The organism is Pseudomonas sp. FW305-70, from assembly GCF_058783925.1.
The window spans coordinates 84038-103613 of the sequence record NZ_JBYSYZ010000005.1 but is presented as its reverse complement, the minus strand read 5'-3'; the positions used below and the strand labels follow the sequence as shown (position 1 = coordinate 103613).

General features: G+C 60.5%; 18 protein-coding genes. 6 read left to right on the top strand and 12 right to left on the bottom strand.

Features of this window, described 5'->3' with window-relative positions; all coding sequences use genetic code 11:
* Positions 1-33: 33 nt before the first annotated feature.
* Complete coding sequence (locus tag AC3WN7_RS05860) at positions 34-1425, bottom strand: L-cystine transporter (protein ID WP_095964232.1); 1392 nt, start codon at positions 1423-1425, stop codon at positions 34-36.
* A 242-nt stretch (positions 1426-1667) separates the two neighbouring features.
* On the opposite strand from AC3WN7_RS05860, the gene AC3WN7_RS05855 reads away from it, so the two are divergent.
* Together AC3WN7_RS05855 and AC3WN7_RS05850 are read left to right on the top strand one after the other, a co-directional pair.
* Positions 1668-2723, top strand: coding sequence for an HAD family hydrolase (locus AC3WN7_RS05855; RefSeq protein ID WP_015097233.1), 1056 nt, complete (start codon positions 1668-1670; stop codon positions 2721-2723).
* Positions 2724-3197: 474 nt separating this feature from the next.
* Positions 3198-3485: a DUF6124 family protein gene (locus AC3WN7_RS05850; protein WP_095964231.1), complete on the top strand. Its 288-nt coding sequence runs from the start codon at positions 3198-3200 to the stop codon at positions 3483-3485.
* A gap of 181 nt (positions 3486-3666) precedes the next feature.
* Here the strand turns inward: AC3WN7_RS05850 and ilvD are convergent, their stop codons facing one another.
* The 4 genes from ilvD to AC3WN7_RS05830 form a co-directional block, all read right to left on the bottom strand.
* The gene (ilvD, locus tag AC3WN7_RS05845) at positions 3667-5508 is read right to left on the bottom strand and encodes a dihydroxy-acid dehydratase (protein WP_102673479.1); all 1842 of its coding nucleotides are present in this window, start codon (positions 5506-5508) and stop codon (positions 3667-3669) included.
* 361 nt (positions 5509-5869) lie between these two features.
* Entirely contained in the window at positions 5870-6328 is a 459-nt protein-coding gene (locus tag AC3WN7_RS05840; protein WP_102673478.1) for an REP-associated tyrosine transposase, read from the bottom strand.
* A 152-nt stretch (positions 6329-6480) separates the two neighbouring features.
* Positions 6481-7698 carry an MFS transporter gene (locus AC3WN7_RS05835; protein WP_102673477.1) on the bottom strand — a complete coding sequence of 406 codons (1218 nt, stop codon included), beginning with the start codon at positions 7696-7698 and terminating at the stop codon, positions 6481-6483.
* Between the two features lie 170 nt (positions 7699-7868).
* Positions 7869-9065: a class I SAM-dependent rRNA methyltransferase gene (locus AC3WN7_RS05830; protein ID WP_102673476.1), complete on the bottom strand. Its 1197-nt coding sequence runs from the start codon at positions 9063-9065 to the stop codon at positions 7869-7871.
* A 153-nt stretch (positions 9066-9218) separates the two neighbouring features.
* Here AC3WN7_RS05830 and AC3WN7_RS05825 point away from each other — a divergent pair, with 153 nt between their 5' ends.
* Together AC3WN7_RS05825 and mutM are read left to right on the top strand one after the other, a co-directional pair.
* The gene (locus AC3WN7_RS05825) at positions 9219-10088 is read left to right on the top strand and encodes an HDOD domain-containing protein (protein ID WP_095964227.1); all 870 of its coding nucleotides are present in this window, start codon (positions 9219-9221) and stop codon (positions 10086-10088) included.
* Positions 10089-10130: 42 nt separating this feature from the next.
* Positions 10131-10943 carry a bifunctional DNA-formamidopyrimidine glycosylase/DNA-(apurinic or apyrimidinic site) lyase gene (mutM, locus tag AC3WN7_RS05820; protein WP_015097228.1) on the top strand — a complete coding sequence of 271 codons (813 nt, stop codon included), beginning with the start codon at positions 10131-10133 and terminating at the stop codon, positions 10941-10943.
* A gap of 141 nt (positions 10944-11084) precedes the next feature.
* Here the strand turns inward: mutM and AC3WN7_RS05815 are convergent, their stop codons facing one another.
* The 5 genes from AC3WN7_RS05815 to AC3WN7_RS05795 all read right to left on the bottom strand — a co-directional run bounded on the left by AC3WN7_RS05815 (position 11085) and on the right by AC3WN7_RS05795 (position 15864).
* Positions 11085-11336 (bottom strand): YfhL family 4Fe-4S dicluster ferredoxin, encoded by a 252-nt coding sequence (locus tag AC3WN7_RS05815; RefSeq protein WP_003195146.1) that lies wholly within the window; start codon positions 11334-11336, stop codon positions 11085-11087.
* A 205-nt stretch (positions 11337-11541) separates the two neighbouring features.
* Positions 11542-12021 carry a pantetheine-phosphate adenylyltransferase gene (gene coaD / locus AC3WN7_RS05810; RefSeq protein WP_007975368.1) on the bottom strand — a complete coding sequence of 160 codons (480 nt, stop codon included), beginning with the start codon at positions 12019-12021 and terminating at the stop codon, positions 11542-11544.
* A 115-nt stretch (positions 12022-12136) separates the two neighbouring features.
* Positions 12137-13732 carry a GMC family oxidoreductase gene (locus AC3WN7_RS05805; protein WP_102673475.1) on the bottom strand — a complete coding sequence of 532 codons (1596 nt, stop codon included), beginning with the start codon at positions 13730-13732 and terminating at the stop codon, positions 12137-12139.
* A gap of 127 nt (positions 13733-13859) precedes the next feature.
* Positions 13860-14405 (bottom strand): twin-arginine translocation pathway signal protein, encoded by a 546-nt coding sequence (locus AC3WN7_RS05800; RefSeq protein ID WP_102673474.1) that lies wholly within the window; start codon positions 14403-14405, stop codon positions 13860-13862.
* 28 nt (positions 14406-14433) lie between these two features.
* Positions 14434-15864, bottom strand: a complete 1431-nt coding sequence (locus AC3WN7_RS05795) for a coniferyl aldehyde dehydrogenase (protein WP_102673473.1) — start codon at positions 15862-15864, stop codon at positions 14434-14436.
* A 145-nt stretch (positions 15865-16009) separates the two neighbouring features.
* Here AC3WN7_RS05795 and AC3WN7_RS05790 point away from each other — a divergent pair, with 145 nt between their 5' ends.
* Both AC3WN7_RS05790 and AC3WN7_RS05785 read left to right on the top strand, forming a co-directional pair.
* Positions 16010-16681 (top strand): TetR/AcrR family transcriptional regulator, encoded by a 672-nt coding sequence (locus tag AC3WN7_RS05790; RefSeq protein ID WP_095964222.1) that lies wholly within the window; start codon positions 16010-16012, stop codon positions 16679-16681.
* Between the two features lie 34 nt (positions 16682-16715).
* Positions 16716-17570: a sulfurtransferase gene (locus AC3WN7_RS05785; RefSeq protein ID WP_095964221.1), complete on the top strand. Its 855-nt coding sequence runs from the start codon at positions 16716-16718 to the stop codon at positions 17568-17570.
* Positions 17571-17691: 121 nt separating this feature from the next.
* On the opposite strand, the gene AC3WN7_RS05780 is transcribed toward AC3WN7_RS05785, so the two are convergent.
* Both AC3WN7_RS05780 and AC3WN7_RS05775 read right to left on the bottom strand, forming a co-directional pair.
* Positions 17692-18531 (bottom strand): AraC family transcriptional regulator, encoded by an 840-nt coding sequence (locus AC3WN7_RS05780; RefSeq protein WP_102673472.1) that lies wholly within the window; start codon positions 18529-18531, stop codon positions 17692-17694.
* Positions 18532-18534: 3 nt separating this feature from the next.
* Positions 18535-19533 carry a hydrolase gene (locus tag AC3WN7_RS05775; RefSeq protein ID WP_102673471.1) on the bottom strand — a complete coding sequence of 333 codons (999 nt, stop codon included), beginning with the start codon at positions 19531-19533 and terminating at the stop codon, positions 18535-18537.
* Between the last annotated feature and the right edge of the window lie 43 nt (positions 19534-19576).

Here is a 19576-nt window from a genome sequence, read left to right as displayed (position 1 = left end):
GCTCGCGAAGGGGCCCCTCAGTCGCTTGAGGATTTAAGCCTGCGCCAACGCCGAATGCTCATCCGCATCCAGCAGCGCCTTATCGGTCTGCTGCATCACCTGACTGGTGATCGCCCCGGCCGTCATCGAACCACTCACATTCAGCGCCGTACGCCCCATATCAATCAGCGGCTCGACCGAAATCAGCAACGCCACCAGTGACACCGGCAAGCCCATCGCCGGCAGCACGATCAACGCGGCAAAGGTCGCGCCCCCACCGACACCGGCCACACCGGCCGAGCTCAGCGTCACAATCGCCACCAGCGTCGCGATCCACAGCGGGTCCAGCGGGTTGATGCCCACGGTCGGCGCCACCATCACCGCCAACATCGCCGGGTACAGACCGGCACAGCCGTTCTGGCCAATGGTCGCGCCGAACGAAGCGGCGAAACTGGCGATGGACTGCGGGATGCCCAGGCGGCTGGTCTGCGCTTCGATGCTCAACGGAATCGTCGCTGCGCTGGAACGGCTGGTGAACGCAAACGTCAGCACCGGCCAGATCTTGCGGAAGAACCGCAGTGGGTTGATCCCGGCGGCCGACACCAGCACGCCATGCACCACGAACATCAGGCCCAGGCCGATGTAGGACACCACCACGAAACTGCCGAGCTTGATGATGTCTTGCAGGTTGGAACCGGCGACCACTTTGGTCATCAGCGCCAACACGCCGTACGGGGTCAGCTTCATCACCAGGCGCACCAGGCGCATCACCCAGGCTTGCAGGGTGTCGATGGCGTTGATCACTTTCTGACCTTTCTCGGCATCATCCTTGAGCAGTTGCAGCGCCGCGACCCCCAGGAACGCAGCGAAAATCACCACGCTGATGATCGACGTCGGCTTGGCCCGCGCCAGATCGGCGAAGGGGTTTTGAGGGATGAACGACAGCAGCAGCTGCGGCACATTCAGGTCGGCAACCTTGCCGGCGTAATCGGTCTGGATGGTCTGCAGGCGCGCCATTTCCTGGGTGCCGGCCACCAGGCCTTCGGCAGTCAGGCCGAACAGGTTGGTCAGGCCGATGCCGATCAGCGCCGCAATGGCCGTGGTGAACAGTAGCGTGCCGATGGTCAGGAAGCTGATCTTGCCCAACGACGACGCGTTGTGCAGACGGGCCACGGCGCTGAGGATCGAGGCGAACACCAGCGGGATCACGATCATTTGCAGCAATTGCACATAACCATTGCCCACTAGATCGAACCAGCCGATCGAGGCTTTCAGTACCGGGTTGCCGGCACCGTAGACCGTGTGCAACGCCACACCGAACGCCACGCCCAGCACCAGCGCGAGCAGGACTTTTTTCGCCAGGCTCCAGGTGGTGTGGCGGGTTTGCGCCAGGCCGAAGAGCAGGGCGAGGAACACCAGCAGATTGAGGATCAGCGGCAGATTCATGAAGACTCCGATAAGACTTGTGCCGGTTGCACCCTTGGGCAACCGCGAACCGGCAAGCCTAACAGCTTGAAAACTAATGAATTAATATCAAAAACGTATGATATCCGTCGCTTTTGGAATAAGCGGATGTCGCTGTCAGAAATGCAACTGGCGCGAAAGGGACGCGGGCGGTCGCTGACAGACGAGGACTGTCACACTTATTTGTTAGCGTCGATCTCTTTCACATTCAGGGAGAAACGCCAATGAAGTTCGCACCGAAATTACTGGCTGCAGCACTTTGCCTGGGCCTTGCCGGCCAGGTTTTCGCAACGGATCTGAAACACTGGCCAGCCGATCAGGCCAAGGCGCTGGACGCGATGATCGCTGCCAACGCCAACAAGGGTAACTACGCGGTGTTCGACATGGACAACACCAGTTACCGCTACGACCTCGAAGAGTCGTTGCTGCCGTTCATGGAGAACAAGGGCCTGATCACCCGCGACAAGCTCGATCCCTCCCTGAAACTGATGCCGTTCAAGGACACCGCCGACCACAAGGAAAGCCTGTTCAGCTACTACTACCGCCTCTGCGAACTCGACGACATGGTTTGCTATCCATGGGTCGCCCAGGTCTTCTCCGGCTTTACCCTCAAGGAACTCAAGGGCTATGTCGACGAGATGATGGCGTCCGGCAAGCCGGTGCCGGCGACTTATTACGAAGGCGACGTGGTCAAGAAACTCGACGTCAACCCGCCGAAAATCTTCACCGGCCAGCAAGAGCTGTACAACAAGTTGATGGAGAACGGCATCGAGGTCTACGTGATGACCGCCGCCTCCGAAGAGCTGGTGCGCATGGTCGCGGCCGATCCGAAGTACGGCTACAACGTCAAACCGCAGAACGTGATTGGCGTGTCGCTGCTGCTCAAGGACCCGAAGACGGGCGAACTGACCACCGCGCGCAAGCAGATCACTGACGGCAAATATGACGAAAAGGCCAACCTCGGCCTCGAACTGACCCCGTACCTGTGGACCCCGGCGACCTGGATGGCGGGCAAACAGGCGGCGATCCTGACCTACATCGATCAGTGGAAAAAACCGGTGCTGGTGGGCGGCGATACCCCGAGCAGCGACGGCTACATGCTGTTCCACAGTGTTGACGTGGCCAAGGGCGGCATCCACCTGTGGGTCAACCGCAAGGACAAGTACATGACCCAGATCCAGGGCATGATGGCCAAGAACGCCGCGGCCCAGGCCAAGGAAGGCTTGACGGTGACTGCCGACAAGAACTGGGTGGTCGTCAAACCCGAAGAAATCCAGTAAGACCGAGTCGCTGCCTTCGCGAGCAAGCCCGCTCCCACAAAGATCTCGGGTGAAACACAGACTGTGTGAACACCGTAGATCTCCTGTGGGAGCGAGCTTGCTCGCGATGAGGCCAGTCGGTGCAATGAAAGACTCCGCTTGAACGACATCTCCTGACAGTCGCAACCTACGCATTCTTGCGTAAGGGACTACGACTACGCCAGAATCCGCCGGCTTGTGCGCCTGGGGGGCGGCTTCTATCGTTTCCGCGTCACTGAACATCAGTGATCGGGTTTGGTAGCCCGTGTTCACCTCGGCGCATTGCGCCACCCTTTGCAGGGTTCGTTTCTGTCTCTGCTCATATGGTGGCCATGCGCAGGGCATCTTCGGACGCGCCGGGTTCCTGGTGACCGGTCTACCAACCTGCGTATGGCCGCCACCCTCGTTTGGTAGCGAGGGTGATGGCTCCATTTTTCTCACCCGGAGTTCCATCAAATGTTGAAAGTTACCCCCGATCCTCCCGATTGCGACAACCTCTCTGCCCACATCAACGCCACCCCGCGTAAACCCAGCCGAACATTCGTCATCGCACCGGGCCTCGACACCGAAACCCTGTTGGCCCACGCCTGCGAATCCCTCGCCTCGGCCAATGTCATGGCCAGCGACTTCGCCGGATTGCTGGAAGGCTCTCAACGCAGCACGATGCTGGGGATCGCGCAGGTCATCATGCTGGGCGAGTTGGCGGTGAACCAGGCGCTGGATAACCTCGACCCGCAGGAATAATGGAAACGCTGTTAACTGTAGGAGCGAGCTTGCTCGCGATGGTCGTTAACGATGACGCGTTCTTTCTGGTTTAACGTGTCGTCCTTGCTTCCATCGCGAGCAAGCTCGCTCCTACAGTGGATCTGTGCAAACAAAAATGCCCCGCACTTGGCGGGGCATTTTTATGTTCGATGCTTGAGGCTTACAGCCCGTCAAGCATCGCCTTGTTACGCACAGCACCCTTGTCGGCACTGGTGGCCAGCAGGGCGTAGGCTTTCAGTGCGGTGGTCACTTTACGTGGACGCACTTCCACCGGCTTCCAGCCTTTCTTGTCCTGCTCGACCCGGCGTGCCGCCAGTTCTTCATCGCTGACCAACAGGTTGATCGAGCGGTTCGGGATGTCGATCAGCACTTTGTCGCCGTCCTGCACCAGGCCGATTGCGCCGCCGGCAGCCGCTTCAGGCGAAGCATGGCCGATGGACAGGCCCGAGGTGCCGCCGGAGAAACGGCCGTCGGTGAGCAGGGCGCAGGCTTTGCCCAGGCCTTTGGATTTCAGGTACGAGGTCGGGTAGAGCATTTCCTGCATGCCCGGGCCGCCTTTCGGACCTTCGTAGCGAATGATGACGATGTCGCCTTCCTTCACTTCGTCGGCGAGGATGCCGCGTACGGCGCTGTCCTGGCTTTCGAAGATCTTGGCGTTGCCTTCGAAGACGTGGATCGACTCGTCGACGCCAGCGGTTTTCACCACGCAGCCGTCCAGGGCGATGTTGCCGTAAAGAACAGCCAGGCCGCCCTCTTTCGAGTAAGCGTGCTCGACACTGCGGATGCAGCCGTTTTCACGGTCGTCGTCCAGGGTTTCCCAACGGGTCGACTGGCTGAACGCGGTTTGCGTCGGAATGCCCGCCGGACCGGCCTTGAAGAAGTGGTGCACGGCTTCGTCGTCGGTCTGGGTGATGTCCCACTTGGCGATGGCTTCTTCCATGCTGCGGCTGTGCACGGTCGGCAGCTGGGTGTGCAGCAGGCCGCCACGGGCCAGCGAACCGAGGATGCTGAAGATCCCGCCGGCACGGTGCACGTCTTCCATGTGGTACTTCTGGATGTTCGGCGCGACCTTGCACAGTTGCGGCACGTGACGGGACAGACGGTCGATGTCGCGCAGGTCGAAATCGATCTCGGCTTCCTGGGCAGCGGCCAGCAAGTGCAGGATGGTGTTGGTGGAACCGCCCATGGCGATGTCCAGGGTCATGGCGTTTTCGAAGGCCTGGAAGTTGGCGATGTTGCGCGGCAACACCGACTCGTCGTTCTCGCCGTAGTAACGCTTGCACAGCTCAACGATGGTACGGCCGGCCTGCAGGAACAGCTGCTCGCGGTCGCTGTGGGTGGCCAGGGTCGAACCGTTGCCCGGCAAGGCCAGGCCCAGCGCTTCAACCAGGCAGTTCATCGAGTTGGCGGTGAACATGCCGGAGCACGAACCGCAGGTCGGGCAGGCGCTGCGCTCGTACTCAGCGACTTTCTCGTCAGAAGCGCTGGAGTCGGCGGCGATCACCATGGCGTCGACCAGGTCGAGGCCGTGGGAAGCGAGTTTGGTCTTGCCGGCTTCCATCGGGCCGCCGGAGACGAAGATCACCGGGATGTTCAGGCGCAGGGACGCCATCAGCATGCCAGGGGTGATCTTGTCGCAGTTGGAAATGCACACGATCGCGTCGGCGCAGTGGGCGTTGACCATGTACTCGACGGAGTCGGCGATGATCTCGCGGCTCGGCAGCGAATAGAGCATGCCGTCGTGGCCCATGGCGATGCCGTCATCGACGGCGATGGTATTGAATTCCTTGGCCACGCCGCCAGCGCGTTCGATCTCGCGGGCGACCAGTTGCCCCAGGTCCTTGAGGTGCACGTGGCCCGGTACGAACTGGGTGAACGAGTTGGCAATGGCGATGATCGGCTTCTTGAAGTCGTCATCTTTCATCCCCGTGGCGCGCCACAGTGCGCGGGCGCCGGCCATGTTGCGGCCGTGGGTGGATGTTTTCGAGCGGTAATCAGGCATGAAGCACTCCGGGCGGCTAATCAGGTATCAAAAGGGAAGTGAGCTTCTATTGACGTCTGGAACACTCAGAAATGGCCGCGTGTCCGGAAGTTGCCGATAACTTTGCGGGATCGCCGCGCGCTTCAGCTTGAGCTCATAAACCCGCCGGGGATGACTGGCGATGAATGTTCGCGATTCTACACGGCTGGCGTCAGTTGGGAATGCCGGGAAGCATGGACTTGGCATTCACGAGACGTGCGGACTGAATCACTGTAGGAGCGAGCTCGCTCGCGATGGTCGTCAACGATAACGCTGGAAGGCTGGCACCCCGTGGCGTTCTCGCGTTCATCGCGAGCAAGCTCGCTCCTACAAGGGATACGTATTAGAGCCAAATGGCATCCCACAGCGAGTAATCACCTACATGAGCGACAAGCCCGGCGCGCAATGGGTTGGCGATGATGTATCGCGCTGCTGCTTTCAAATCCTCCTCGCGACGCAAGGCCCGGTCGAAGTAGCCCTTTTGCCATACAGGTGCACACAGACTTCGCTGCTTATTGATGTGTCGTGCACAGCGGGATTTAGTGGCTTGCATCAGTTTCGGCAGATCACCGTTATGCAGTTCCACCAGCCAGTGAAAATGGTCTGGCATCACCACCCAGGCTACAGAGGTGGCAATGCCGGTTTCCTGAGCTTTTCTGAATTCCTGCACCACCAGACGACCCATGCGCCAATCCTTGAAGATCGGTTGCCGTTCATGGGTGACTGCGGTCAGTAGATAGATGCGACCAGGCTCTGAATGACGACCGGTACGTAATTGATGGGCTTTCGGCGTGCTGGACATTCCGTTGTCCTCTTCTGAGATGTGAAGAGAAACGATAGGTATGCAATGGGTGCTTGTCGCAGTGACAGTGGTTCTGGATATGTCATGTAATGTAGGAGCGAGCTTGCTCGCGATGAATCCGAGTGCGCCGCGGGGCGCCAGACTCCCCCGCGTTATCGTTGACGACCATCGCGAGCTAGCTCGCTCCTACAGGAAGGGCGGCGATTGATCAGGGTATTAAGGCCGAGCGCCACCGCGCTGAGCAGCAGGAACGCGAGTGCCAGGGTCGTTTGCAGATCTATACCACTTAGATTGATCAATGCGCTGGTCAAGCCGCCAAAAATGAAAACCAGTGTGTTCCCGGCCGACGCCGAAGTGCCGGCGTTGTCCGCAAACACGTCCATCGCTTTGGATGTGGCAATGGGGCGGGCAATGGTCGTGCCGGCGGTGCAGATGATCATCGGCACCAATACGGTCAGGATCGAGAGTCCAAGCCTGCTTGAGATTAAAAGCATCACCACTCCCGAGAAGAAAATCAGGCCCAAGCCGACAATGATTTGAGTATTGGGTGTTATCCGGCTGGAAAGCACCCGGGCGGCGATGCCTCCAATGATATAAGCCGCGCCATAGAGCAGAAGGGTCAGGGAGAATGCGTAGGGCGACATGCGTAGCTGATCCATGAAGATCAACGGCGAAACGACGATAAAGGAAAAATGGCAGGTAAAAGCGATGGCCGCGATCAACCAATAGCCCAAGAAGCTCGCATTGCCACACACCCGACGATAGGCGTGGAAAATGTTTTGGCGTGAGGTCACGGCAGGTCGCTGGTCTTCCAGCATGAAACACGCCTTCAGAAACACGACGACGGCCAAGGCTATAAACAGGAAAAAGCTACCGGGCCAATCAAGTGCTTGCTGCAAGACACTGCCCAACAACGGCGAGACGGAAATGAATACCCCGCTGGCCGTGACCATCAGAATCCGCAGCCGATCCCGCTCCTTGCCTTCAAACAGATCCTGGACCAGCGCCTGCGACAGCACGAAGCAACCGCAGCCGATGGCCTGGAGCATCCGGAAAAACAGGAACCAGACGTATTCGGTGGTCAGGATGCACCCAGTTGCACCGACAATCGATACCGCCATACCCGCCAGTAATAGCCCTTTTCGGCCGATAACATCGGACAGGGGGCCGATCAGTAGCTGAGACAGGGAGATGCCGACAGCGAAGAGGCTGATGGACAGGGAAATATCCGCAGGCGTGGTCCGAAAGTGTTTGGCCAGAGCGGGAAAGGAAGGGAGCAAAACATCAAGGGGAAAGACGCTCAGCAGCGTCATGGTCAGCAGCAATAGAATGGCTGATGATTTTTTTGCAGTGTCTTCTGAGTGTGTCATCAGCCCATTTACTCGAACTTTGCGAGGAATCGAGGATTGGTTTGATGGCGGGCGAAGTCAATCTGCAGGGCGGTGGGAACGTTCCTGATCAGTTGTAGGAATGTTCTTGTCTGTATTGAGCGGGGCACCGCTCCCGCACTGGCTCAGCCCAGTACGGGAGCGCCAGCGTCTTAACTGTTTGGCAGCAAGCGGCAAGTAATGCTCTTGATGTAGCGGGTTTCAGCAATCGCCGGATGCACCGGATGATCCGGTCCCTGGCCGCCGCGTTCCAACATCTGGATGTTGCGGTCCAGGTGACGGGCGCTGGTCAGCAAGATGTTCTGCAGGTCGTCTTCCGGCAGGTGCATCGAGCACGATGCGCTGACCAGGATGCCGTCCTTGGTGAGCAGGCGCATGGCTTGCTCGTTCAGGCGGCGGTAGGCGCCTTCGCCGTTTTTCATGTCTTTCTTGCGTTTGATGAACGCCGGTGGGTCGGCCACGATCACGTCGAAGCGTTCTTCGCTGGCTTTCAGCTCTTTGAGGGCTTCGAACACGTCGCCTTCGATGCAGGTCATCTTGTCGGCGAAGCCGTTCAGCGCGGCGTTGCGCTCGACGCCGTCAAGGGCGAAGGCCGAGGCATCGACGCAGAACACTTCACTGGCGCCGAACGCGGCAGCCTGCACGCCCCAGCCGCCGATGTAGCTGTACAGGTCCAGCACGCGTTTGCCTTTGGCGTACGGCGCCAGGCGGGCGCGGTTCATACGGTGGTCGTAGAACCAGCCGGTTTTCTGGCCCTGGATGACCGGCGCTTCGAATTTCACGCCGTTCTCTTCCAGTGCGACCCACTCCGGCACCAGGCCGAACACGGTTTCGACGTAGCGGGTGAGGCCTTCGGCGTCACGGGCGGCGGAGTCGTTCTTGAACAGGATGCCGCTTGGCTTGAGCACTTGGGTCAGTGCCGCGATCACGTCGTCTTTATGGGCTTCCATGGTCGCCGAAGCGATCTGCACCACCAGGATGTCGCCGAAACGGTCGACCACCAGGCCTGGCAGCAGGTCGGAGTCGCCGTAGACCAGGCGATAGAACGGCTTGTCGAACAGGCGCTCGCGCAGGGACAGGGCCACGTTCAGGCGGTGCACCAGCAGCGACTTGTCCAGCGGCAGCTTGATGTCGCGCGACAGCACTCGGGCGCAGATCAGGTTGTTCGGGCTCATGGCAACGATGCCCAGCGGCTTGCCGCCGGCAGCTTCGAGGATCGCCTGGTCGCCGGCCTTGAAACCATGCAAAGGCGTAGCGGCTACATCGATTTCGTTGCTGTAGACCCACAAGTGACCGTTGCGCAGACGACGGTCGGCGTTGGCTTTGAGGCGCAGGCTAGGCAGGGACATGTCGTCGCTCCGGAAAAAAGAGCGGGAGTATAGCGTGTTGAGACCCCGGATTGGCCTGCAAGTGGACATGTGGCGAGGGTTGTCTTGCGATTTGGTATGTCGGATCCAACTTCATAAAGGTTAGAATCGCCGTCTGACCCAGAGTGTGTGCACATGTCCCAAGAGCTGACTTCCGAACAGATCCAACAAGCCCTGCAGGGCATCAGCGTACCGGCCCAGCCGCAAATCATGGTGGATTTGCAGATGGAGCAGTACATGCCCGACCCGGATCTGGAAGTCATTGCCAAGCTGATATCCCAGGATCCGGGCCTTTCCGGTTCCCTGCTGAAGATCGTCAATTCGCCGTATTACGGGCTGAGCAACAAGATTGCCTCGATCCAGCGCGCGGTGAATCTGCTGGGCAGCCGCTCGGTCATCAACCTGATCAATGCGATGTCGATCAAGGGCGAGATGAATGACGACACCATTGTCACCCTGAACCGTTTCTGGGACACCGCTCAGGACGTGGCCATGACCTGCCTGACCCTGGCCAAGCGCATCGGCGTTGAAAATGGCGATGAAGCCTATGCCCTGGGCCTGTTCCACGACTGCGGCGTGCCCTTGATGCTCCAGCGTTTCCCCGACTATATGCGGGTTCTGGAGCAGGCCTATGCCAATGCCAGCGCCGAATGCCGGGTGGTGGACACGGAGAATCAGGTGTTCAATACCAATCACTCGGTGGTCGGCTATTACACGGCCAAGTCCTGGCGTCTGCCGGAGCACGTGAGCGCGGCGATCGCCAATCACCACAATGCGTTGGCGGTATTCAGCGATGAGACTTCGCGCAACAGTTCGTTGAAGAACCTGTTGGCGATCCTGAAAATGGCCGAGCACATTTGCGCGTCGCATCGGGTGCTGGGCAATCAGGCCGAAGATCACGAGTGGAACAGCATCGCGCCGCTGGTGCTCGATTATGTCGGCCTCTCGGACTACGACTTCGAGACCCTCAAGCAGACGATCCGCGACCTCAGCACTCATCGCTGAGTGTCGGACCTTTCCAGGCCATGCGCCTGATCCGAGAGCACCATGCCTGAATTGCCAGAAGTCGAAACCACCCGTCGCGGCATCGCGCCGTACCTGGAAGGCCAGCGCGTCAGCCGGGTGATCGTGCGTGATCGCCGTCTGCGCTGGCCGATCCCCGAGGACCTCGATGTGCGCCTGTCCGGCCAGCGCATCGTATTGGTGGAGCGGCGCGCCAAGTACCTGCTGATCAACGCCGAAGTCGGCACCTTGATCAGCCATTTGGGCATGTCAGGCAACTTGCGTCTGGTGGAGGCCGGGTTGCCGGCGGCCAAGCATGAGCATGTGGACATCGAACTGGAGTCGGGCCTGGCCCTGCGTTACACCGATCCGCGGCGCTTTGGCGCCATGCTCTGGAGCCTCGATCCGCTCAATCACGAATTGCTGATCCGCCTGGGACCGGAGCCGCTGACCGACCTGTTCGACGGCGAGCGCCTGTTCCAGCAGTCCCGTGGCCGTTCGATGGCGGTCAAGCCGTTCATCATGGATAACGCGGTGGTGGTGGGCGTCGGCAATATCTATGCGACCGAAGCGTTGTTCGCCGCTGGAATCGACCCGCGCCGCGAAGCCAAGAGCATTTCCCGCGCGCGGTATTTGAAACTGGCCATCGAGATCAAGCGCATCCTGGCGGCCGCCATCGAGCGCGGCGGTACCACGTTGCGGGACTTTATCGGCGGTGACGGTCAGCCTGGTTATTTCCAGCAGGAACTGTTCGTGTACGGCCGTGGCGGCGAACACTGCAAGGTCTGTGGCACGGGGCTGCGGGAAGTGAAGCTGGGGCAGCGCGCCAGTGTTTTTTGCCCGCGTTGTCAGAGCTGATCGTGAGTTATAGCTTCAGTGAGGCTGATGACGCTTTCGCGAGCAAGCCCGCTCTCACAGGGGATTTGTGTACGGCGCAGATCCCCTGTGGGAGCGGGCTTGCTCGCGAAGAGGCCCGAAAGAGCGCTGAAAGCCTGAAAATCAAGCCTTACCGGTAATCTTCCGGTATTTCTCCATCAACTGTTCCTCAGTCTCCGGATGGGCTTCGTCCAGTGGAATGCAATCCACCGGGCAGACCTGCTGGCACTGCGGTTCGTCGTAGTGGCCGACACACTGGGTGCACAGGTTCGGGTCGATCACGTAGATCTCTTCGCCTTGGGAAATGGCGGCGTTCGGGCACTCGGGTTCGCAGACGTCGCAGTTGATGCAATCGTCGGTGATGATCAGGGACATGCTAACTCCAGCCGGGGCGGCAGGCCCGGGCGCAATAAACCAATGCGTACAATTGTGCCGCATTGGCGCCCGTGTTGCACGCAGGTGCGACGCACTGTAGGAGCCAGCTTGCTGGCGATGAAGCCGAGAACGCCGCGGGGTGTCAGGTTTCCCGCGTTATCGTTAACGTCCATCGCGAGCAAGCTCGCTCCCACAGTTGCTAGATTTACTTCTTGAAGCGCTCGGTCAGGGCGTCCGCCACCGCTGGGTGTACGAACTTGGTGATATCGCCACCCAGGGCCGCAATTTCACGGACCAGCGTCGAGGAAATGAACGAATAACGCTCGGACGGGGTCAGGAACAGGCTTTCCACATCCGGCGCCAGTTGGCGGTTCATGTTGGCCAGCTGGAATTCGTATTCGAAGTCCGACACCGCGCGCAAACCACGCAGGAACACGTTGGCATTCTGCTCTTTGGCGAAATGCGCCAGCAGCGTCGAGAAACCGACGACTTCAACGTTCGGCAGATGTTTAGTGACCTCGCGCGCCAGTTCCACCCGTTGTTCCAGAGGAAACAGCGGGTTTTTCTTCGGGCTGGCGGCGACGGCGATGATCACGTGATCGAACAGGCGCGAGGCGCGTTCGACCAGATCGCCATGGCCCTTGGTAATAGGGTCGAAGGTACCTGGGTACAACACTCGGTTCATCGCGTCGTCCTGGCGGGAATCCGTTGGGGAGTCGGATGGTATCGCAGCCTTCCCGGTCGGCCAAGTCGCCTGTTGGGTAAGAAAGCACTATAGACGATGGGAATAATCGTCATTTTCATGGGTTTTTTAAACGCTCGGCCAGGGAAGTTGCCAGTTGTGCCGTCAGTCCGTAGACCGACAATTGCGGATTGGCGCCAATGCTGGTGGGGAACAGCGAGCCGTCGTGGATCGACAGATTCCCCAACTGATGATGCCGGCCGAGGCTGTCGGTCACTGCGTTTGCCGGGTCTTCACCCATGGCGCAGCCGCCCATCACATGGGCACTGCCCAGGCGCGTGCGATACAACTCCAGGCTCAGGCCGTCGATCAGCGTGCGGGCTTCAGCGAGGGTCTTCACGTAACGGGCGTCGGCGTGCATCGGCATGACGGCCTTGGCGCCACCGGCAAACTGGATCTCGGCCATGCTGTGGAATGCCCGGCGCAAGCCATCCCAGGCGTAAGGCGAGAGCTGGTAATCCAGCACCGGCGTGTCGTCGCTGCGCAATTCGACGTTGCCACCGGGGCTGTCCGGGTGAAAACCGTCCCGCAGCAACGCCAGCATGGCGTGGGTATGGGGCAGATTGGCCATGTGTTGCGAATTCTCCTGCCCGAAACCGCCGAGCAAGGTGGCGGCCAGCGCCGGATGCAATGGCGGGACCTCCAGCTTGAAGGACATCTTGCCGGTGGTGCCGTCCTGCCACTGGAAATGGTCGGAATAGATCGACTGCGGCGCGCCGTAGAAGGGGTTGACCACTTCGTCGAACAATGCGGCGGACATGTTCACCGGGTGCAGGAACGTACGTTTGCCCAGGCGCTTGTGCGGGTCGGGTGCCCCGGAACGCATCAGCAAGGCCGGGCTGTTGATGCCGCCACCGGCCAGCACGAAATGCCGCGCCTTGACCGTGATGGTGCGCCCGGTCGGTGCGACGCAGCGCTCATCCATCGCCGAACAGTGCAGGCCGGTGATTTTGTCGTCGCTGATCATGAGTTTTTCGGCGCGGGCCAGGTAAAGCAGCTCGCCGCCTTTTTCCAGGGTCGCCGGAATGGTGGTGACCATCATCGATTGCTTGGCGTTGGTCGGGCAGCCCATGCCGCAGTAGCCGAGGTTCCAGCAGCCGCGAACGTTGCGCGGGATGACGTGCCAGCTGTATCCCAGTTCCTGGCAGCCCTTGCGGATCACATCGTTATTGGCGTTGGGCGGCACCATCCACGGCGCGACGCCCAGGCGCTGCTCCATTCTCTCGAACCACGGCGCCATGTCCGCCGGGCTGTGACCCTTGACGTTGTGCTCTTTGGCCCAGTGTTCCAGGGTGGGTTCCGGGGTACGGAAACTGGAGGTCCAGTTGATCAGCGTGGTGCCGCCCACCGCCCGGCCCTGGAGGATGGTGATTGCGCCATCCTTGCTCATGCGGCCGATGCCTTCCTGATAGAGGCTGCTGTAGGCCTGGTCTTCAAGCAGCTTGAAGTCGCTGCTGGTCTTGAGCGGACCTTCCTCGATCAGCAGCACTTTGTAACCGGCCGCGCTGAGGATTTCGGCGGTGGTGCCGCCGCCGGCACCGCTGCCGATGATCGCCACGTCTGCTTCGAGTGTCAGGTCCTGGGTCAGTTGTGAGCCGTTGTAGGTTTTCCAGCCTCGGGCCATGCCTTCGCGAAACGGATCGGGTACGGGCATCTTCGGGTTCTCTTTTTATTGTTGGGAATGTGGTGTGGCGGCTGGCGCCTTCGCGGGCAAGCCCGCTCCCACAGGGGCACGCGGTCAATGTGGGAGCGGGCTTGCCCGCGAAGGGGGCGACTCGGTATCAGACAGTGGGCGGCCCGGGATACCCGCAATGCGCCCACGATTCCTTGCGGCCGTACCAGGCCATCATCACCAGTTGCAGCATAGAGCTGTGGCCCATGCGCAACAGGCTCAGCGAGCTGTTTTCCCAACGATCGAGGAATTGCCGGATATCGTCGGCGCTGGCGTTTTCCCAGCTGCCCCAGATCCCGGTCAACGGTCCGCGGGTGACGGCCATGCTCAGCACATCGAACAGTTGGCGGGTCAGTTTGAGCATTTCCGGCGACAGACGCGCGAGGTTGTAATCCAGGCTTTCAAGTGTGCCTTCGACAGCCTCGGGCATCCGTTCGGAGGTCACGGCGCCATCGAGCATGACTGGAATCAACGCTCGCAAGAACAGCAGGTCGCCGCTGCGCAGCGTGACGAAGCCACTGGCCGGGACGCTCCCAGAACAGCCGCTGAGGCTGGCGCCCAACCCGGCAGTGGCGAGAAAGGCGCTGGCGCCTAGGCTGAATTTGAGCAACCCGCGCCGTGACAGCGCGGGTGTATCGGACAGACTGGGATTCATTCTTGTTATTTCCCGGCGGTGATGATCGTTAGCGGATGAACAGCTTCTGGATCAGCTTCTGGATCGATTTGCCATACGGCGGGTAAATCAGTTTCGCCGCGTTGAACCGCTGCTTGATCAAGACCCCCTTGGCCTTGCTGAAGGTCAGGAAGCCTTCATGGCCATGGTAGTGACCCATGCCCGAGGCACCGATGCCGCCGAACGGCATGTCGTCCTGGGCAACGTGCAGCAGCGTGTCGTTCAGGCACACGCCGCCGGAGTGGGTTTCGTGCAGCACGCGCTGTTGTTCGCGCTTGTCGTAGCCGAAGTAGTACAGCGCCAGTGGGCGCGGGCGTTGATTGATGTAGGCAAAGGCCTGGTCCAGATCCTTGTACGGCACGATCGGCAGCAGCGGCCCGAAGATTTCGTCCTGCATCACCGTCATCTCGTCAGTGACATTGAGCAGCAGGCTATGGCTCATGCGGCGGCCCTGGCCCTGGTCGAACAGCGGCATCAGCAGCGCACCCTTGCTGGTGGCGTCGCTGATATAGCCATTGAGGCGCGCCAGTTGTCGCTCATTGATGATCGCGGTGTAGTCCGGATTGTCGACCAGCGTTGGATAAAACCCACGGACGGCGGAGCGATAAGCTTCGACGAAACCTCCCACGCGATCTTCCGGCACCAGCACATAGTCCGGGGCTACGCAGGTCTGGCCGGCGTTCAGGGTCTTGCCGAAGGCGATGCGCTCGGCGGCGTCCTTGAGCGGTACATCGCGGGAAACGATGGCCGGGGACTTGCCGCCCAGCTCAAGGGTCACCGGGGTCAGGTTTTCCGCAGCGGCGCGCATCACGTGTTTGCCAATGCTGGTGGCGCCGGTGAACAGCAGGTGATCGAACGGCAGACGTGAAAACGCCACGCCAATGTCTGCCTCGCCAAGGACCACGCACACCAGGTCTTCGGGGAAGATGCGCGCCAGCAGTTGCTTCATCAGCAGGCCGGTCGCGGGGGTCGACTCACTGAGCTTGAGCATCACCCGGTTGCCCGCCGACAGCGCGCCGACCAACGGACCGACGGCCAGGTACAGCGGGTAGTTCCACGGCACGATGACCCCGACCACGCCCAGCGGTTGGTAAACGACTTTGGCAGAGGCGGGCTGGAAAGCGACACCGACCTTGCGCCGCGAAGCTCGCATCCAGCCCTTGAGGTGTTTGCTGGCGTAATGGATGCCGTGCAGGCTGGGCATCAGTTCGGCGACCAGGGTTTCATCGGCGCTGCGATGGCTGAAGTCCTGGCTGATCGCATCGATCAAGGCCTGGCGTTCGCTGTTCAACAAATCCTTCAGGGCCTTGAGCCATTGCTGGCGCTGCGCGGCGGGCGGCATAGGGTTGGCGGCGTAGGCGGCACGTTGAGCGTCGAACAGGGCATGAAGCTCTTCCAGCGGCTGCTGTAGGTTTTGCAGGTAGGAAATATCAGCAGTCATGGTCGGCTCCGGATTTATTGTAATGAAGCACTTTTTAGAGTGTATGCTCTAAAAAGTCAAATGACATCCTGTAACCGCTTTGTTTTATCCGCTCGCGGATAGATCTAAGATGCCCGTCAACGCACTCTGAATTAAAGCTCAAGCCATGGCCCCACGGATCAAAACCAGCGAGCGCATCGTGCAGAACAGCCTGGAGCTGTTCAACCAGCAGGGCGAGCGCAGCATCAGTACCAACCACATTGCTGCCCATATGGAAATTTCCCCGGGCAATCTGTACTACCACTTCCCTAACAAGCAGGCGATCATCGCCGTGCTGTTCAGCGAGTACGAAAGCCTGGTGGACAGCTTCCTGCGCCCGCCCCAAGGGCGTGCCGCCACGGTGGAAGACAAGCGCTTCTACCTCAAGGAGCTGCTGTCGGCGATGTGGCGCTACCGGTTTTTGCATCGCGATCTCGAACATTTGCTCGACAGCGACCCCGAGCTGGCCGACCGCTATCGACGCTTTTCCCAGCGCTGCCTGATCCAGGGTGGGGCGATCTATGAAGGTTTTGTCGCCGCCGGCATTTTGCAGATGGACAAGGTGCAGATCGAATCCCTGACCCTCAATGCCTGGATCATCCTCACGTCCTGGGTGCGCTTCCTGTGCACCACGCGGGAGAACTCCAGCCACTTGAGCGAACAGGCCATTAAACGCGGGGTTTATCAGGTGCTGGTACTGGAAGCCGGGTTCGTCACGGATCAGTCCCGCGATGCGGTCAAAGCCTTGTTCGAAGAGTTTTACGTGCCTCTGGCCCAGGCGCTCGAGGAAGTGTCGTAGGATCGACGTCTGATAAAAATCACAGGAGCCCGTTATGCCCATTGCGCAATTGATCAGCCCGCAAGCACTGGACCTGAAAAAGGATCAGCCGGGGCTGGTGATTCTCGATTGTCGTTTTGCCCTTGAAGACCCGGATTACGGTCAGCGCAGCTATGCCGAAGGGCACATCGCCGGTTCGAGCTATGCCGACCTCGAGCGTGATTTGAGTGGCGCGGTGGTCAAGGGCGTGACCGGGCGCCATCCGCTGCCCGAGCCGGCGCAACTGATCGAGCGCCTGCAGGCCTGGGGCATCAACGCCGATAGCGAAGTGGTTCTGTACGACGACGGCCCGGGTGCCTATGCGGCGCGGGCCTGGTGGTTGCTGGCCTGGTTGGGTAAGCGCGACGGTGTATTTATCCTCGATGGCGGTCTCAAGGCCTGGCACGCGGCCGGTTTGCCGCTAAGCCTGGATGCGCCGGCGATCACTCGTGGTTCCTTCACCGGCAGTCCTGACACGGCGTTGCTGATCAGTGCCGAACGGCTGCAGAAGCGCCTCTCCCGGCCGGAGTTGACCCTGCTCGATGCCCGCGCACTGCCGCGTTTCAAGGGGGAAGTGGAACCGATCGATCCGATTGCCGGGCACATTCCTGGCGCTCAATGTGCGGCGTTTACCGACAACCTGGGCAGTGACGGGCGTTTTCTGCCGGCCGATCAGCTCAAACAGCGTTTTGCCGCAAAACTGGGCGATCGTTCGCCGAAGGATCTGGTGGCGTACTGCGGTTCCGGCGTGACGGCGTGCCACAACCTGTTTGCGTTGTGTCTGGCCGGTTATCCGTTGGGTTCGTTGTATGCCGGTTCGTGGAGTGAGTGGATCAACGAGCCTGCGCGGGGCATTGCCACAGGCGAATGAACACCACACAACCCTGTGGGAGCGGGCTTGCTCGCGAAAGCGGTGGATCATTCAATATTGATGTCGACTGACACGACGCTTTCGCGAGCAAGCCCGCTTCCACATTGGATTTATATCGTCATCAAGATCCGGGCAGTTGCCGGGCTGTGCGATACGCTCCCGGTCCAACCCCATACACCTGCTTGAACTGCCGGCTCAGGTGGCTCTGGTCGGCAAACCCCAGTTGCATGGCGACTTCCAGCGGCAGGCAACCATTCTGCAGCAACGCCCGCGCCCGGGCGATGCGTTGTTGCATCAGCCAGGTGTGCGGCGGCATGCCGGTGGCCCGGCGGAACACCCGGGCGAAATGGAAGGGTGAGAGGTTGACCGCCGCCGCCAGCGTCTCCAGTGAGGGCGGCGCTGCCAGTTGCGCGTGCAGCAACTCCTTGGCCAGGCTCACGGCCCGGTGTTCCTTGCCGGGTTTACCGGCATCGGGCACCGCCGCATGACGCTGCAACAGCGACAGCACCAGTTCGCGCCAGACCGTTTGTTGCTGCAACGCGGTGGCGGGGCTTTCCAGCAGGCGATGGAGTTGGCAGAAGCCGTTCACCAGATCCTGGTCGCGATACAGCGTGGCGCCGAAGGCCGGCAGGTGGTGGGTCGGCAGTTCGAGTTCGGCCAGCAGCGAGGTTATCTGCCCGCTGTCCGGATAAAACGCCCGGTAAAGCCAGCCATCCTCGGTGCCTTTGTGGCCGGTGTGCAATTCATCAGGGTTGATCAGCACCAGCGTGCCGCTGCCCGCGAGGTGTTCGGCGCCGCGATAGCGATAACGCTGGGCGCCGGCCATGATCATGCCGATCACATAGCCGTCATGCACGTGCGGGGCGAAACGATGATCGATGTAGCGGGCGGACAATAACTCGACCCCGGCTAGTGGCGGGGTTTGCCAGAAGTGGATTGACTCGCCCTGGTCGGCGTCCATGATTCAAACGCGCCCTTTGAGGGCCAGCCACTCGGGGATGCGCCGTTCAAGGTAGTAACCCGGTTGCCTGAGCGTGCCGTCGACGAAGCCGACATGCCCGCCCTTGGCTTGCAGTTCGAATTGCGTGGATGCGGACAACTCATCGGCGTGCGGCAGGCTGTGGGGAAACACGAAGGGATCGTCGGCGGCCTGTATCATCAAGGTCGGCGTACGAATTTCACCAAGGAAATAGCGACTTGATGCTCGGCGATAGTAATCCTCGGCATCGGCGAACCCGTGCAGTGGCGCGGTGACGCGGCCATCGAAATCCCAGAACGTGCGCATGTTTTCCAGTGATCCGAGGGCCGCCAGGGCTGCCAGTCCATCCTCGCGTCCGTCGTGCTGGAACTGTCGCTGTTTGTTCTTGATGTAGGCGACCATCTCGCGCATGAAATGTGCCTGGTAAACCTTGGAGAAACCCTGGCCGATGCGGTCGGCGCACTGGTCCAGGCGGAATGGCACCGATACCGCCACGGCTGCCGTCACGCCGCTGTCGCTGCCGGTTTCACCCAGATGCTTGAGCAGGACATTACCCCCGAGGGAGTAACCCACCGCATACAGTGGCGCGAGGGGTCGTTTGGCCCGCAGGTGTTTGATCGCTTCAGCCAGGTCTTCACTGGCACCGGAGTGGTAACTGCGTGGCAGCAGATTGGGTTCGCCCGAGCAACCGCGCCAGTTCAGCGCGACACTGGCCCAACCCCGGTCACCCAGGTTTTTTTGCAACCCAGCGACATAAGGTGAATTCGAGGACCCGGTGAGCCCGTGCAGCACCAGCACCAAAGGCGCGTCGACGCTGTGCGGACCATGCCAGTCCAGATCGAGAAAGTCGCCATCTTCAAGCCACAGGCGTTCGCGTTCGCGGCCGATGTGCACGGTTTTACGCCACAGCGGCCCCCACAAGGTTTGCAAGTGCGGGTTACCGAGGCCGAAGGCCGGGGTGAAGCGTTCTGGCGGATGGGGCACGTTCTTTCTCGATGCAGCGGTGCGTAGCGGGTACGCACCTTTT

Bases quoted from the DNA above. Each gene is read 5' to 3' on its own strand.
- AC3WN7_RS05860 (WP_095964232.1), bottom strand. From the start codon at position 1,425: ATGAATCTGCCGCTGATCCTCAATCTGCTGGTGTTCCTCGCCCTGCTC.
- AC3WN7_RS05855 (WP_015097233.1), top strand. From the start codon at position 1,668: ATGAAGTTCGCACCGAAATTACTGGCTGCAGCACTTTGCCTGGGCCTT.
- AC3WN7_RS05850 (WP_095964231.1), top strand. From the start codon at position 3,198: ATGTTGAAAGTTACCCCCGATCCTCCCGATTGCGACAACCTCTCTGCC.
- ilvD (WP_102673479.1), bottom strand. From the start codon at position 5,508: ATGCCTGATTACCGCTCGAAAACATCCACCCACGGCCGCAACATGGCC.
- AC3WN7_RS05840 (WP_102673478.1), bottom strand. From the start codon at position 6,328: ATGTCCAGCACGCCGAAAGCCCATCAATTACGTACCGGTCGTCATTCA.
- AC3WN7_RS05835 (WP_102673477.1), bottom strand. From the start codon at position 7,698: ATGACACACTCAGAAGACACTGCAAAAAAATCATCAGCCATTCTATTG.
- AC3WN7_RS05830 (WP_102673476.1), bottom strand. From the start codon at position 9,065: ATGTCCCTGCCTAGCCTGCGCCTCAAAGCCAACGCCGACCGTCGTCTG.
- AC3WN7_RS05825 (WP_095964227.1), top strand. From the start codon at position 9,219: ATGTCCCAAGAGCTGACTTCCGAACAGATCCAACAAGCCCTGCAGGGC.
- mutM (WP_015097228.1), top strand. From the start codon at position 10,131: ATGCCTGAATTGCCAGAAGTCGAAACCACCCGTCGCGGCATCGCGCCG.
- AC3WN7_RS05815 (WP_003195146.1), bottom strand. From the start codon at position 11,336: ATGTCCCTGATCATCACCGACGATTGCATCAACTGCGACGTCTGCGAA.
- coaD (WP_007975368.1), bottom strand. From the start codon at position 12,021: ATGAACCGAGTGTTGTACCCAGGTACCTTCGACCCTATTACCAAGGGC.
- AC3WN7_RS05805 (WP_102673475.1), bottom strand. From the start codon at position 13,732: ATGCCCGTACCCGATCCGTTTCGCGAAGGCATGGCCCGAGGCTGGAAA.
- AC3WN7_RS05800 (WP_102673474.1), bottom strand. From the start codon at position 14,405: ATGAATCCCAGTCTGTCCGATACACCCGCGCTGTCACGGCGCGGGTTG.
- AC3WN7_RS05795 (WP_102673473.1), bottom strand. From the start codon at position 15,864: ATGACTGCTGATATTTCCTACCTGCAAAACCTACAGCAGCCGCTGGAA.
- AC3WN7_RS05790 (WP_095964222.1), top strand. From the start codon at position 16,010: ATGGCCCCACGGATCAAAACCAGCGAGCGCATCGTGCAGAACAGCCTG.
- AC3WN7_RS05785 (WP_095964221.1), top strand. From the start codon at position 16,716: ATGCCCATTGCGCAATTGATCAGCCCGCAAGCACTGGACCTGAAAAAG.
- AC3WN7_RS05780 (WP_102673472.1), bottom strand. From the start codon at position 18,531: ATGGACGCCGACCAGGGCGAGTCAATCCACTTCTGGCAAACCCCGCCA.